This window comes from Marinitoga sp. 1135, assembly GCF_013363245.1.
Lineage (GTDB): Bacteria > Thermotogota > Thermotogae > Petrotogales > Petrotogaceae > Marinitoga > Marinitoga piezophila.
Window position 1 is genome coordinate 153,403 of sequence record NZ_LBEZ01000008.1, and the last position, 14,414, is coordinate 167,816.

The 14,414-nt window shown below is 30.1% G+C and carries 14 protein-coding genes; 8 read left to right on the forward strand and 6 right to left on the reverse strand.

Features of this window, described 5'->3' with window-relative positions; translation table 11 throughout:
- The first annotated feature begins 5 nt into the window (after positions 1 to 5).
- Positions 6 to 1,421 (forward strand): pyridoxal-phosphate dependent enzyme, encoded by a 1,416-nt coding sequence (locus XO10_RS04945; RefSeq protein WP_014296443.1) that lies wholly within the window; start codon positions 6 to 8, stop codon positions 1,419 to 1,421.
- Positions 1,418 to 2,773 (forward strand): 8-oxoguanine deaminase, encoded by a 1,356-nt coding sequence (locus tag XO10_RS04950; RefSeq protein WP_014296442.1) that lies wholly within the window; start codon positions 1,418 to 1,420, stop codon positions 2,771 to 2,773. Before XO10_RS04945 ends, XO10_RS04950 begins: the two co-directional genes overlap by 4 nt.
- 30 nt (positions 2,774 to 2,803) lie before the next feature.
- Here XO10_RS04950 and XO10_RS04955 read toward each other — a convergent pair whose 3' ends face one another.
- The 4 genes from XO10_RS04955 to XO10_RS04970 all read right to left on the reverse strand — a co-directional run bounded on the left by XO10_RS04955 (position 2,804) and on the right by XO10_RS04970 (position 6,428).
- Positions 2,804 to 4,255 (reverse strand): aminoacyl-histidine dipeptidase, encoded by a 1,452-nt coding sequence (locus tag XO10_RS04955; RefSeq protein WP_075780444.1) that lies wholly within the window; start codon positions 4,253 to 4,255, stop codon positions 2,804 to 2,806.
- Between the two features lie 16 nt (positions 4,256 to 4,271).
- Positions 4,272 to 5,495 (reverse strand): M20 family metallo-hydrolase, encoded by a 1,224-nt coding sequence (locus XO10_RS04960; RefSeq protein ID WP_175421199.1) that lies wholly within the window; start codon positions 5,493 to 5,495, stop codon positions 4,272 to 4,274.
- Between the two features lie 79 nt (positions 5,496 to 5,574).
- The gene (locus XO10_RS04965) at positions 5,575 to 5,937 is read right to left on the reverse strand and encodes an HsmA family protein (protein WP_075780443.1); all 363 of its coding nucleotides are present in this window, start codon (positions 5,935 to 5,937) and stop codon (positions 5,575 to 5,577) included.
- Positions 5,938 to 5,939: 2 nt separating this feature from the next.
- Positions 5,940 to 6,428, reverse strand: coding sequence for a TetR/AcrR family transcriptional regulator (locus tag XO10_RS04970; protein ID WP_075780442.1), 489 nt, complete (start codon positions 6,426 to 6,428; stop codon positions 5,940 to 5,942).
- A 376-nt stretch (positions 6,429 to 6,804) separates the two neighbouring features.
- Between XO10_RS04970 and XO10_RS04975 the strand changes: the two genes are divergently transcribed.
- Complete coding sequence (locus XO10_RS04975; protein ID WP_050899157.1) at positions 6,805 to 8,016, forward strand: GGDEF domain-containing protein; 1,212 nt, start codon at positions 6,805 to 6,807, stop codon at positions 8,014 to 8,016.
- Here XO10_RS04975 and ispG read toward each other — a convergent pair.
- Both ispG and XO10_RS04985 read right to left on the reverse strand, forming a co-directional pair.
- On the reverse strand, positions 8,013 to 9,059 hold the full coding sequence (gene ispG / locus XO10_RS04980; protein WP_014296438.1) for a flavodoxin-dependent (E)-4-hydroxy-3-methylbut-2-enyl-diphosphate synthase: 1,047 nt from the start codon (positions 9,057 to 9,059) through the stop codon (positions 8,013 to 8,015). The genes XO10_RS04975 and ispG overlap by 4 nt on opposite strands.
- Before the next feature lie 72 nt (positions 9,060 to 9,131).
- On the reverse strand, positions 9,132 to 10,649 hold the full coding sequence (locus tag XO10_RS04985) for a site-2 protease family protein (RefSeq protein WP_175421200.1): 1,518 nt from the start codon (positions 10,647 to 10,649) through the stop codon (positions 9,132 to 9,134).
- 182 nt (positions 10,650 to 10,831) lie between these two features.
- Between XO10_RS04985 and ruvB the strand changes: the two genes are divergently transcribed.
- The 5 genes from ruvB to XO10_RS05010 are packed head-to-tail and all read left to right on the forward strand — an operon-like array spanning position 10,832 to position 14,413.
- Positions 10,832 to 11,854 (forward strand): Holliday junction branch migration DNA helicase RuvB, encoded by a 1,023-nt coding sequence (ruvB, locus tag XO10_RS04990; RefSeq protein WP_014296436.1) that lies wholly within the window; start codon positions 10,832 to 10,834, stop codon positions 11,852 to 11,854.
- A gap of 1 nt (position 11,855) precedes the next feature.
- Positions 11,856 to 12,554, forward strand: a complete 699-nt coding sequence (locus tag XO10_RS04995) for a YggS family pyridoxal phosphate-dependent enzyme (protein ID WP_175418230.1) — start codon at positions 11,856 to 11,858, stop codon at positions 12,552 to 12,554.
- A 4-nt stretch (positions 12,555 to 12,558) separates the two neighbouring features.
- Positions 12,559 to 12,864, forward strand: a complete 306-nt coding sequence (locus tag XO10_RS05000; protein WP_014296434.1) for a YggT family protein — start codon at positions 12,559 to 12,561, stop codon at positions 12,862 to 12,864.
- A gap of 5 nt (positions 12,865 to 12,869) precedes the next feature.
- Complete coding sequence (locus XO10_RS05005) at positions 12,870 to 13,697, forward strand: NAD(+)/NADH kinase (RefSeq protein ID WP_014296433.1); 828 nt, start codon at positions 12,870 to 12,872, stop codon at positions 13,695 to 13,697.
- Positions 13,694 to 14,413, forward strand: a complete 720-nt coding sequence (locus XO10_RS05010) for a DUF47 family protein (protein WP_014296432.1) — start codon at positions 13,694 to 13,696, stop codon at positions 14,411 to 14,413. Before XO10_RS05005 ends, XO10_RS05010 begins: the two co-directional genes overlap by 4 nt.
- Position 14,414: the final 1 nt, after the last annotated feature.

Sequence of the window (14,414 nt, forward strand, 5' to 3'; positions counted from 1 at the left end):
ATAGTATGAAAAAAGTGCCTATAGTAGGACCTACATATGAAGAAATGCTACATCCAGAAAAAATCGATCCAGAGATTAGACAGAGAGCTATTGAAATGAAAGAAAAGGATCCGCTTCATCCAATTAATCTTTTTAATATATCCTGGAAGGATGAAAACAATGAAATTAGATATTTTGTTATGCCAAAAGAATTAACAGGTGTTGAAGCAAATATTATAGTGCTATATGCAAAAGATTTTCCATCAGGAAGTCATAAGGTTGGAGCAACATATTCTGTATTGATGGAAAAAACAATTACACATGAAGTTGATCCATCAATACATAAATTGGTATGGCCATCAACAGGAAATTATGGAATAGGTGGAGCATTTGTAAGTTCAAGAATGAACTATGATTCTCTTGTATTATTGCCTGAAGAAATGAGTCAGGAAAGATTTGATATTATTAGAAAGTATGGTTCAGACGTTATTCCAACACCAGGTTGTGAATCAAACGTTAAAGAGATATATGATAAATCCAAAGAACTATACGAACAGGATCCAGAACATATTAGAATATTGAACCAGTTTGAAGCATTTGGGAACTACAGATTTCATTACTATGTAACAGGTAATACAATGATAGAAACAGTTAGAAGATATCATATAGGTAATGAAAGAATTGCAGCAATTGTATTGGGAGTAGGTTCTGCGGGAACAATTGCCAGTGGAGATAGAGTAAAACAGGAATTTCCTGAAGTTAAGGTTGTAGCTATGGAGCCAGTACAATGTCCAACAATTTCATTAAATGGATACGGCGGGCATGATATTCAGGGAATTGGGGATAAACACGTTACATGGATTCATAATGTAATGAATAATGATGCGGTAGTACTTGTTGACGATATAGATAGTAAAAAAATGCTTCAGGTATTAACAGATGAAGAAGGTAAAAAATTCCTTAAGGAATTTGTAGATCCAGAAATGGTTGAATATATTTCAGATAAATTTGGTATATCAGGTGTTGCTAATGTTATCGGTGCAATAAAAATGGCTAAATTCTATAATTTAAAATCAGATGATAATATCTTTGTTGTTGCAACAGATAATATAGATAGATATCATTCAGTTATGGAACAGATGACAAAAACATATGGAAAATTGGATAGAGCTGAAGCAAAATCAAGAGTGGAAAGAATATTCCTTTATCAGGAAACATCAGGTATCTTCGAAGGAGACAAGTATAACAGAGAAAGATGGCATAATCTAAAATACTATACATGGATAGAACAACAGGGAAAAACGCTTGAAGAATTAAATGCACAAAAGGAACAGGCATATTGGGAAGAACATCAGAGAAAAGTAAAAGAAATGGATAAAATGCTTGAACAATATAGGGAAGAACATAAAGCAACTTTAAGAAAGGTGTGGCTTGACGAATGAGAAAGTTATTCAAAAATATTTCATATCTTGCCACTTTTGATAATAAAGATACTGAAATTGAAAACGCCTATATTCTTGTTGAAGATAATGTGATAAAAGATATAGGTAGCGGGAACTTCGATGAGGAAGTTGATGAAATTATTGATTGTAAAGACATGCTTATAATGCCAGGTTTTGTAAATACACATCATCACTTATATCAAACATTAACAAGAAATGTAAAAGGAGCACAAAATGCAAAACTTTTTGACTGGCTTGTATTTTTATATGAACGCTGGAAAAATATAGATAGAGAAGGATTCTACATCAGCTCAATAATTGGTAATTATGAAATGATGAAAACAGGTGTAACAACCACTACAGACCATTTATATCTTTATCCATACGGATTAAATGAGGCATTTGACGCTGAAGTAGAAGGAGCTATAAAAACTGGTATTAGGTTCCATCCTACAAGAGGAAGTATGTCAATGAGTAAAAAAGATGGAGGATTACCACCAGATAGCGTTGTTCAAACAGAAAAAGAAATCATAAAAGAAAGCATTAGGGTAATAGAAAAATATCATGATTCATCAAAATACTCAATGTTACGAGTAGCACTTGCTCCATGTTCTCCATTTTCAGTAACAGCAGATTTAATGAGAGAAACAGTAAAAATTGCCGATGAATATGACGTATTAATCCATACACATGTTGCAGAAACACTTGATGAAGAGAATTATTGTATAGAACGTTTTGGTAAAAGACCAGTAGATTACATGGAAGAACTTGGATGGTTAAATCCAAGAGCATGGTTTGCACATCTTGTATGGTTAAACGAAAGCGATATAGATAAATTGGCAAAAAATGATGTTGGAATGGCTCATTGTCCATCATCAAATATGAGATTGGGCTCAGGTATTGCACCAGTTACAGAAATGAAAGATAAAATACGCATAGGGATTGCAGTAGACGGGAGCGCAAGTAATGATACAAATAATATGATAGCAGAGGTTAGAAATGCATTGTTGCTTCAAAGAGTAAAATATGGTGCGGATGCTTTAACAGTAAGAGAAGCGTTAAAGATGGGAACAATGGGCGGAGCAAGAGTGTTAAGAATGGATGATTATATAGGAAGTCTTGAAATTGGAAAAGCTGCAGACTTTATAGGTTTTAACCTTAATAGACTTGAGTTTGCAGGAGGCCTTGATGATCCACTTGGTGCAGTGTTAATGTGCGATGGAAAACAGGTAGATCTTTCAGTAATCAATGGTAAAATTAGAATAAAAGATGGAGAAATATTAGATGAAGAACTTCCGAAAATTATAGAAAAACATAACGAAATATCTAAAAGAGTTATAAATAGTCTTTGATAAAGAAAACCCCCGTTAGACGGGGGTTTTTCAATAATTTTTCATTTCTTTTAATACGTTAAGAAGAAATTCCCATACCCTTTGTGTTGAAGAAATACTCAATTTTTCTTCAGGTGTATGAGCACCATAAATATTTGGTCCAAATGAAATCATGTCCACATCTTTCATTTTTCCGGATAAAATACCACATTCAAGTCCAGCATGAATAGCTGTTATTTCCGGTTCTTTTCCGTACATATCTTTATAAACCTTTTTCATTAATTCTCTAATTTTAGAATCTTTTTTATATTCCCATGCAGGATATGGAGCATTTGTTGTAATTTTAGCGCCATTTAACTTTGCTATAATTTCAGCTTTATTATGAATAAGATCTCTTAATGTCTCAACAGAACTTCTTGTGGCGCTTGTAAATTCAATTCTATTATCGAAAGTTTTAACAACGCCAAGATTACTTGAGCTTTCTACAAGACCTTCTATTGCTTTACTCATTGTTTGAATTCCGTCATGAACAAGCATTAAAATATTTATAGCTTTCTCAAACGAATCTTTTGTCATAACTTTATTATAATGCTCAATTTCATTTACAGATAATTCAACATCAGGATCTGTAATAGAAAATTCATTTTTAAATACATTTTTCCAATAATCTATAATTTCAATTAATTTTGTTTTATCTTTTGCAAGAATTTTTGCAGTAGCTTCCCTTGGGATGGCATTGCTCTTATCTCCACCATCAATTGAAATACCATAAACTTCTATTTTTTTATTTAAATCATATAAAACTCTTCCAAGAAGTTTATTTGCATTTCCTCTTTGTTTTATTATTTCCATTCCTGAATGGCCACCCTGAAGACCAAAAACTTTTATTTCATATGATTTAAAACCTGATGGTGCATCCATAAATTCAATAGGTAATGTAATTATATCCCTTAAACCACCAGCACAGCTTACGTAAAAGATTCCTTCTTCTTCAGAATCGATATTTAATAATACCTTTCCTTTTAATAATTCTGGATCTAAAGCATTAGCTCCGCCCATTCCTGTTTCTTCTTCAGTTGTCATCAACACTTCAATATACGGATGTTCAATGTCGTCAGAATCAAGTATTGCAAGCGCATAAGCTACAGCAATTCCATTATCAGCACCTAAAGTGGTATTTGTAGCTTTTATGAAATCACCATCTATTTGAAGTTTTAAAGGATCCTTTGAGAAATCATGATTACTATCAGAAGTTTTTTCACATACCATATCTATATGTCCCTGTATAATAACTCCGGGAACATTTTCATAGCCAGGGGTTGCAGGTTTTTTAATAATTACATTTAATGCATCATCCTGAATATATTCAAGATTTCTTTCTTTTGCAAATTTAACAAGATAATCGCTAATGGCTTTTTCATTACCAGAACATCTTGGAATCATACTTATTTCTTCAAAAAATTTAAAAACTTTTTCAGGTTTTAATCCGTCTAAAACGCCCATTGTAATTCCCTCCTGTTTAAAGATTTGCCATTAAATATGCATAGATTTTTGTATCTGCAATTAGATGTTCTATCTTTATATATTCATTTGGTTGATGTGCAGTGTGATCCATGGTTCCCCATACAAGAGCAGGTAATCCTGCTTCTCTTAAAATGGCAGCACATGTTCCGCCACCGATTCCGCCAACTGTTGCATCAATATTTCTTAATTCTTTAATAGCTTCTTTTAATTTCAATACAGATGGATGATCCGCTGGAGTTGGATCAGGAGCCTTTTCCATTTGTGGTGTTTCAATATGAATCTTTACACCGAATTTTTCTTCGTATTTTTTCTTTATATTTTCCACATCTGCAAGTATTTCATTTAAATCGTATTGAGGTAAAATTCTGCAATCAAAATACATTATATCTGTTCCTGGAATAGTATTTATATTATCCACATTATGTTCTTTTTTGGTAGGTTCAAATGTTGAAAACGGAATATTAAATAAAGGATCTTTTGCGACATATTTTTCATGTAAAAATTCATCTAATTCTTTTGCAAAGTATATTGCAGCTCTATGAGCGTTTTTAGCAACAGTTGGTGCAGAAGCATGAGCCTGTTTTCCTTCTGTAACTATTTTTAACCATAATATGGATTTTTCTGCAATTTCTATAAAAGAACCTTCAGGATTACCTGAATCGGGTACGTAATACCAGTCATTTTTATCAAAAATTCCCTGTTTGACAAGATATTTTATACCATAATCGCTACCTGTTTCTTCATCTGAAACAAAAACAAGAGCAATATTGTTTTTAGGTCTAATATTTAAATCCATTAATGTTTTTAAACCGTGAAGAGTTGCAACAAGTGAGCTTCCGTTATCTTCTGCACCTCTTCCGTATATTTTTCCATCTTTAATTACTGGATCAAATGGATCATGATCCCACAATGAAAGATCCCCTTCAGGCACTTTATCCATATGTGTAATAAACCATATAGTTCTTTCTGGTGAAGTTCCCTTATAAATAGCTACAATATTAGGTCTGAAACCATATTCCACAATATCATCTGGTGCGTCATAACGTTTTATTTCATCAAATTTCATTGTTTTTAAATATGATTCAAGCCATTCAGCAACTTCTTTTTCCCCGGGGCCACCTGCACGGGGATTTACGGAATTTATAGATATAAAACGTTTTGAAGTTTCAATAATTTCATCTTTATTTTTTTCTACATGTTCAAGAATTTTCTCTTTCATAATGCTAACCTCCTTTAAGGATATATATGATAATTAAATTATATCATAAAAAATCAGGAAGTTAGCACACCGAATTTTATTATCTACTTGCACCAAAAAACATTCCACTTAAAAAGGGGATTAACCATATTAACCACACAAATAAGCTAAATTTATGAAAGTTTTTAATCCATTTTTCGTCCTTTTTAAAATAAACAAGACTTCCCCAAAGTGCATGTATTAACATTAAAATTATTGCAGCCATTCCTGTTATTTTATGAAATGGTTGAGGATTTGTTGAAATCATTGACATTAATGTTGTTCCAGTTGTATCAAAGACAAAACCTATCCAGAAAAGAGATAAAAATTTTCCTGTTAATTTACCTTTTATTTTTTCACCAAATACTCCCCATGTATAAAAAACAAATGCCAATACAATAGTAATAATAGCACCTAATAACATTTTTATCCCATCCTTTCTAATAGTATTTTTTTAACTTCTTCATATTTTATAAAATCCCAAACAGCTGTTGCCATAAGATTTTGAATTATAAATTCAGGATTGTCCAGTGTGCTTTTTTCTAAAATTATCTTTTTTAATTCGTTTATCATATGAAATCTTTTTTGAGGAATTTTTAGTAATTCATGGTTTTTCCAGAAATCTTTGAAAAGAAATTGATATTTATAAATCTTTGAATATAATATGTCTAAAAAATCCTCATTATTGTTGAAATTTCGATTTTTTAAATCGGTGATAGCTTTTTTCCAGTAAATTTCTATACAACGTAAAATTATTTCATCTTTATTTTTAAAATAATTATATGTTGTTCCTAAACCTATTCCAGCAATTTTTGAGATGTATCTAATATTTAGTTTCTCAATACCTTCATTTTCAATAACTCTCATAGATGCATCTAAAATTTTTCTTTCAACATCTTTTAAAATTTTTGGCATAAAGGTCACCTCCTTATATGAACAATGTTCATATAATGTTATACTATTTTTGTTAAAATAATATTACATAATTAATATGATTACTGGATTTAGAAAATTATTCGGATTTTGGAATGTGTTTTTATTATATTGTCATTTATAAAAGTAATATTTATGTTATAATTCTTAGTGAGCTCATAATTAAGGAGGGAAAAATATAAACAAAGAATTACTTGGTGGATTATTTGAAAAATTTTTAAATAAAAGTGATGTTGGAATTGCAATTTTAAAAGATAAAAAGTACATATATGTAAATGAAAAAATGACGGAATTAGCAAAAAGATTCCAGGTAGATTTGCAGCAAATCCCTCCCATTTGCTCTCAAAATGCGTTTGATATGTTTATAGAAAAATTTCCTAATTTCAAAAAATTTATGCCGATTTTTCAGGTTTTAACATATTTTAAGGATAATAAGAACGAAATGGATTTTTCATATCTTGAAGAGATAGAGAATACTTTATATGAAATAGGTTTTCGTGGAATTATATATAATAATGAGGCCTATTCTGTTATATATGTTGCTGATATTACACGTGATATCATTTTGTATAATAAAAAATATCTTGAAGTTGCTGAGAAATTAAGACGAGAAACTTTATCGCTTTTTTCTCCACAAAGTTTTGATAGTATGAAATTATACAATAAGATTTTTGAAACATTAAGAGAAGAAGGAATTATTGATTCTCTTGTAATTGCAACATTAAAAGATAATAAAATATATATTGATTTTGGTTATATTGAAAATATTGAATATAGCAATAAAATATTTCCACGAGATAATAAGAGTTTGACTAATTTTGTAATTGATAAAGCCCAGAAGATATACATACCAAATTCTGTGAAATTTAAACTTCCTGAAGGATATGAAATTTATCATGTAACAGACCCAAAGGTATATAGCGTATATGGGGTTCCATTAAAAAAAGAAAATAAGGTTTTTGGAGCTATATTGTATGAAAAAGTGGGTGAAGATTCATTTACAAAAAATGAAATTCGTTTAATGGATGAAATAACTAATATAATAGATGCTATTATAATCTTTAAAGATTTATACAATCAATTAAATGAAGAGAGAAAAAAATATTATGAGGCATCTATCAGGGATTACTTAACAGGAGCATATAATAGAGCATTTTTTGAAGGGTATTTTAAAAAACTTTGTGAAAAATCAAAAAGATATAATGAAATATTTTCTATAGCATTTATTGATATAAATGATTTTAAATTGATTAATGATAGATATGGGCATAATGTTGGAGATTTAATATTAAAAGAATTTGCCAGAATTGTTCATGAAACCATTAGAGGATCTGATATTTTTGCAAGATATGGTGGTGATGAATTTGTAATAATATTTCCAAATACAAATAAAAAAGATGCCACTTTAATTATGAAAAGAATCGAAATGAAAACGTTAAAAATAAAAGAAAATATAAGTTTTTCGTATGGAATAATTGAAGTATCACATGAATTAAGTCCTGAGGAAAATTTGAAGCTGGTTGATGATTTAATGTATAAAATGAAAAGAAATAAAAAATCCTGCGATTAATTCGCAGGATTCATTTTTTCAATATATCTTTTGAATGTTTCTTCTAATTTTTCATGTGAAACACTTTCGACAATTTCACCGTTCACAAAAATTGCTCCACCTGTTTTTGTTCCGGCAATTCCAATATCAGCGTGTTTAGCTTCTCCCGGGCCATTTACTACACACCCCATTACAGCTATATTTATTTCTTTGTCTATATCTTTGGTCCATTCTTTAACTTTCAAAGCAAGTTCTTCAACGTTGATTTCTGTTCTTGCACATGTTGGACATGCAATTACTCTTGGTCCTTTTTTAAATCCCAATAATGTTAATAATTTTCTTGCAACACCGACTTCTTTTTCCGGATCGCCTGCAATTGAAATTCTTATTGTATCGCCAATATAATTTAATAACAAAGCACCAAGTCCAGCTGAAGAAAGAATTACAGCATCCTCATAAATTCCAGCTTCTGTAATACCTATATGAATAGGATATTGAACCTTTTCAGCAAGACATTTATTTGCTAAGAAATTTTCTTTTGCATCAGTAGATTTGATGGAAATAACAATATCATCAAAACCTATTTTTTCCAGTATTCTTACTTCTTCAAGAGCACTTTCTGCTAATGCCCTATATCTTGGGACAAGGTTTTCATATTTTTTCTTTATAGAACCTGAATTTGCACCAACTCTTATAGGAATTCCATATTCTTTTGCAACTTTTGCAACCTCTTTTACTTTCCATTCTGCGCCAATATTACCCGGGTTAATCCTTACTTTTGAAGCACCAGCTTTTATAGCTTCAATTGCTACTTTGTAATCGAAGTGAATATCTGCTACCAGAGGTACATTGGAATTTTCGCATAATTTTTTAAATGAAGGTATATCATCAAGTGTTCTTACAGAAACTCTTACTATTTCAGCTCCTGCATTTGATAATCTAATTATTTGTCTTAATGTGGATTCGAAATCTAAAGTGTCTGTATTTGTCATTGATTGTATAACAATGGGATTATCTCCACCTATTTTAACATTTCCAACAGTTACTACTTTTTTTGAAAACATAAAAACACCTCTCGTATTCAAAAGATTCTTGTTTAATTTCACCATATTATGGCTAAAAATTAATTTATAAGTTTATTTGAAAAATCTTGATATGTCATTAAAAGTAATAAAAATAAATAATATCATTAAGAGTATAAAACCAATAGTGTGAATTGTAGCTTCCACCTTTGGATTTGTTCTTTTTCCGGTAATCATTTCATATATAGAAAATACTATCCTTCCGCCATCTAAGGCAGGTATAGGCAATAAATTAACAATACCAAGGTTCAAGGTGATTAATGCAATTAGAGAAATCAAAGCTTCAGGACCGGCTTTGGCAGCTTGACCAACAACTCCAGCTATTCCGACAGGCCCCATAACTTCACTGGTTTTAACCTTGCCAGTAAATAATTGTCCAATCATATCAACCATAGCCTTTAACAATGTATTTGCCCATTGAATTGAAGTAGTAATAACCTCAAAACCTTTTGGCCTCCATTTATCAAAATCAAATTTTAAAACCATTGGCTCCTGTAAAATCTGTATAAATGCATCTTTAGAAATTTTTATATTTGTTTTTTGATTGTTTCTTAATACAGTTATATTCAGGTCTTTATTTTCTTTTCCTGTGTAATTTTCTACTATTTTCCCATTTTTTATTCTGATTAATTCAGTTCCAGGTTCAAGAGTTATTTTAGAAAGTGCATCTATAAGATTAATACCATTTTTTATTTCAATGCCGTTTATACTTGTAATTCTATCTCCTGCTCTAAAAGGTTCAATATCTTTATTTATTTCATTTGAAAATGAGGCAAAGTATACACCTATAGCATATCTTTCAGGAATAATAGAATAAGTTACTATTTTTCCTTCTATAGTATTTCCATCATCTAATTTCAAAATTAAACGGTCATTTTTTTCCAGATTAGGCAAAATGTCCTTTATTTCATTTGCAGAATGTGTATTGAATTCCAGAATTTTTTTATTAGTTAATTCGATATTGTTTGTATCAGGTTTAAATGCGATAACATATTCAGGTATTGTTTTTTCAGGTTTTACAGTAATTTCTACAGGTGTATTATTTCTCAAAACTTCAAGTTTTACAGGTTTTCCTTCTTTTATGGTAAAGCTTAAAATAGAACTGTCAAAAACAAGATTTCCATTTACTTTATGAATTACATCACCAGCTTCAAGACCGCTATAAAATGCCGGAGAATCAGGTATTACTTCTGCAATTTTAACCTCGTTAAATCCATATATCATTCCAGAAAAGGCTAAGATTATATATCCAAGTAATATTGAAAATGCCGGGCCAGCAAAAGCAATGAGAAATTTCTGCCATGGTTTTTTATTATAAAATAAAGATGGATCGTCAGAAATTTTATCAGTATCTTCCATTTCTTCACCGGCAATTTTTACATATCCGCCAAGAGGAATTAGATTAAATTTAAATTCCGTTTCTTTACCTTTTATACTAAATAACTTTGGTCCCATTCCTATTGCAAATTCTTCTACTTTGGTTTTGAACAATTTTGCAAATAAAAAATGTCCTAATTCATGAAAAAAGACTACAATTGTTATTACCACTAAAAACCAGAAAATAGTTGCCATTGAAACACCTCCGTCAATAAATCCTTTTATAAATATTTTACCATATGTATGTGTTAAATTATGAAGGTATATTGTTTCTAATATGTTATATTGTTTTTTTATAATTTTTGTCAATAATTATATATTTTTTGTATATCATAATATGATATAATAATAAAAGCGAAGTTTTTTGGAGGGAATATATGGACGAAAGAATTTTTGACCCACAGGAAAAGCCAGAAGAAAGTACAATAATAAATTTAAGACCACAATTTTTAAATGAATATATTGGTCAGGAAAAAGTAAAAGAAAAATTAAAAATAACCATTGATGCGGCTAAAGAAAGAAAAGAGCCGTTAGATCATATTTTACTTGCAGGGCCACCTGGTCTTGGTAAAACAACTCTTGCAAATGTAATAGCAAATGAAATGGGAGCTAATATACAGATAACAAGTGGTCCTGTTCTTGAACGCGCTGGCGATTTAGCAGCTATTTTAACCAATTTACAAAATGGAGATGTGTTATTTATAGATGAAATTCATAGAATAAACAGATCAGTTGAAGAAATCTTATATTCTGCTATGGAAGATTTTCAGCTTGATATTGTTATAGGCAAAGGACCAGGTGCCAGGTCAATAAGAATAGATTTAAATCATTTCACACTTATTGGTGCAACAACTCGAACAGGATTAATTGCTGCGCCATTAAGAAGTAGATTTGGAATAATTATGGAAATGAATTTTTATCCACCGCATGAATTAAAGGAAATAATCATAAGAAGTGCGAATTTATTAAATGTAAAGATTACCGATGATGCCGCCTTATTAATTGCGGAACGTTCGAGAGGAACACCAAGGATTGCAAATAGATTATTAAAGCGTGTTAGAGATTATGCTCAAATTAATAATGGTGGATTAATAGATGTCGATACTGCAGAAAAAACAATGACACTTCTTGAAATTGACAAAGAAGGTCTTGACGAAATGGATAGAAAGATATTAAATACCATTATTGATTTTTATAATGGTGGTCCGGTTGGATTGAAGGCGCTTGCAGCCTCGTTAGGAATAGAAGCTGATAGTATCAGTGAGGTATATGAGCCATATTTATTACAAAAAGGATTTTTGGTAAGAACACATAGAGGCAGGATGATAACAGAAAAAGCTTTAAAACATTTAGGAATTGAAAAGTCAAATAAAAATTTATATTCGTTATGGGGGAATTAATATGGAATTTATAAAATCAAATCTTGATTTTGTAAATGAAAAGATAAAAGAATCAGCTGAAAGATCAAATAGACAATTTGACGAAATTAGATTGGTGGCAGTTTCTAAAACATTTCCAGTTGATTATATTAAAGCAGCATATGAATATGGAATAAAGAATTTTGGAGAAAACAAAGCTCAGGAATTAAGAGCAAAACATCAGGAATTAGAGGGTTATGATATAACATGGCATTTTATAGGAAGAATTCAAACAAATAAAGTTAAATATATAGTTCCAATTGCTGAATATATACATTCTGTGTATCGTGAGAAGGAATTAAAGGAAATTGATAAAATAGCTAAAAAACACAATAAAATTCAAAAGATATTGATAGAGGTAAACGTTTCTGGAGAAGAAACAAAAGGTGGTATTGTTCCAGAAGAAGTTGAAGAATTTATAAAAATGGCGATGCATTATGAAAATTTAGAAGTTGTGGGTTTAATGACAATGGCACCATATACAGATGATAAAGGGCTCATAAAAAATATCTTCGATAAATTGAGAGAATTAAGAGATAAATTAAATGTAAAATATGAAAAAATTACTGAATTATCAATGGGTATGAGCAATGATTATGAAATTGCTGTAGAAAGTGGCACAACAATGGTGAGAATTGGATCTCTTATATTTGGAAAACGAAATTATACAACAGGAGGTTGATAAAATGTTCATATTAGGGAATCTTTTTTATGGTATAGCAAATGTTTTAAGAATAGTAATAAACTTTTTTGAAATATCTATAGTTATATCTTCTATTTTTTCATTTATATCCTTTAATTATCATAATCCTATTAGAAATTTTTTCGATCAGGTTTCTGAACTTATAAATAGACCTGTAAGAAGGTTATTTGGTGGGAGATTGGTTGTTGGAATGTTTGATTTTACACCATTTGTGTCAATATTAATTTTAATATTACTCGATAGCTTTTTGGTTAATACGCTTTTTGACCTTGCTCGAGTTTTGAGGTGATAATCTTGAAAGGAATTTTATTTTTTAATCCTATAAAAGCAAAAAAACAGGAAATAATAGACAATTATCTTCATGTTTTTGAAGAAAATGATATTGAAATTTTAAAGGTAATGCCAGCAGGTTCTGCACTTCCTGATAATACTCTTTATCAGGAATCTGATGTTTTTATTGTCTTGGGAGGAGATGGAACTGTTTTAAGAGTTGCAGAATTATCTGCTGAATATTCTGTACCTATAGTTGGGATAAATCTTGGAACATTGGGATTTTTAACTGCATATGATAGCACAGAAATGGAACAGGCTGCTAAAGACATAGCTTCTAACAATTTGCATTATTCAGATAGATTTTTGCTTGAATGCTATGTTGGAGGAAAGAAAATATTATCTTTAAACGATATAACCATTCAGAAAAGTCAGCCTATTGGAACAGTTGATCTTGAAATATTAATAAAAGGAGAAAGCGTTTTAAATTATTCTGGAGATGGAGTTATTATTTCAACTCCAACAGGTTCTACGGGTTATGCTTTGTCCATGGGCGGACCGGTAATTGAGCACTCATTAAATCTTATAACTATAAATCCTTTAGCTTCACATTCTTTAAATATAAGACCGTTGGTAATTTCTCCTGATAATTATGTTGAAATAATGATTCATCATATTGATGCGGGTAATGCATATGTAACTGTTGATGGCGATATAGTTCATAGAATTGAAAGTGGAATGGCTGTATTAGTTTCATCATCTGATAAGAAAGTAACTCTTGCACAGAAAAATGATTATTCATTTTTTAAAGTATTAATAAATAAATTAGGCTTTGGTAGGAGATTGATATGATAGATTTATTACCAGAAGAAACAAAGAATATAATAATTTCATATCATAACGAAATTTTAAAAATGGGCAGAATTGTCCAGGGAATGTTTTTAAAGTTCAAAGATGCTTTTTTTGAAAAAAATATGAAGTTATCAAAAGAAATTATAGAACAGGATGCGCGTGTTGATTTTGTAGAAGCACGCCTTGAATATAAGGCTATGGAGATTATAGCAACCAATAATCTTTATGGAAAATCATTAAAAATTGTTTTTTTAGGCAATAAAATAATAGGAATCCTTGAAAGCATGGCAGATATGTGTGAAACAATGGCTAAAAATAATGTGGATCTTTTAAAATTACCGAATTCTATAAATCCATATCAATTTGAAGATCTCTTTGAAATTTCTCAGGGAATGTTAGGTGATGCGTTAAAATTATTTTCAAATGTTATAGAAGACGGGAATGTTCTTGGAGAGTCATTTGAACTTGCTAAAGAAATTTGTAATACCGATAATGAAATAGATAGTTTGTATGAAGCGTTTAAAAGAAATTTAATGTTGAAAGTTTCAAAAGATAATTTTAGATCTATTATGGCACATATTGAAATACTTTCAAATATAGAAAAGTTTTCTGATTTAAGTGCTAACATTGCAGAGTATACAATATTTATATTGACCGGGGATAGATATAAATGTACAAAAGAAGGATTTGATATATTTTATTCAATGGGGGAATAGA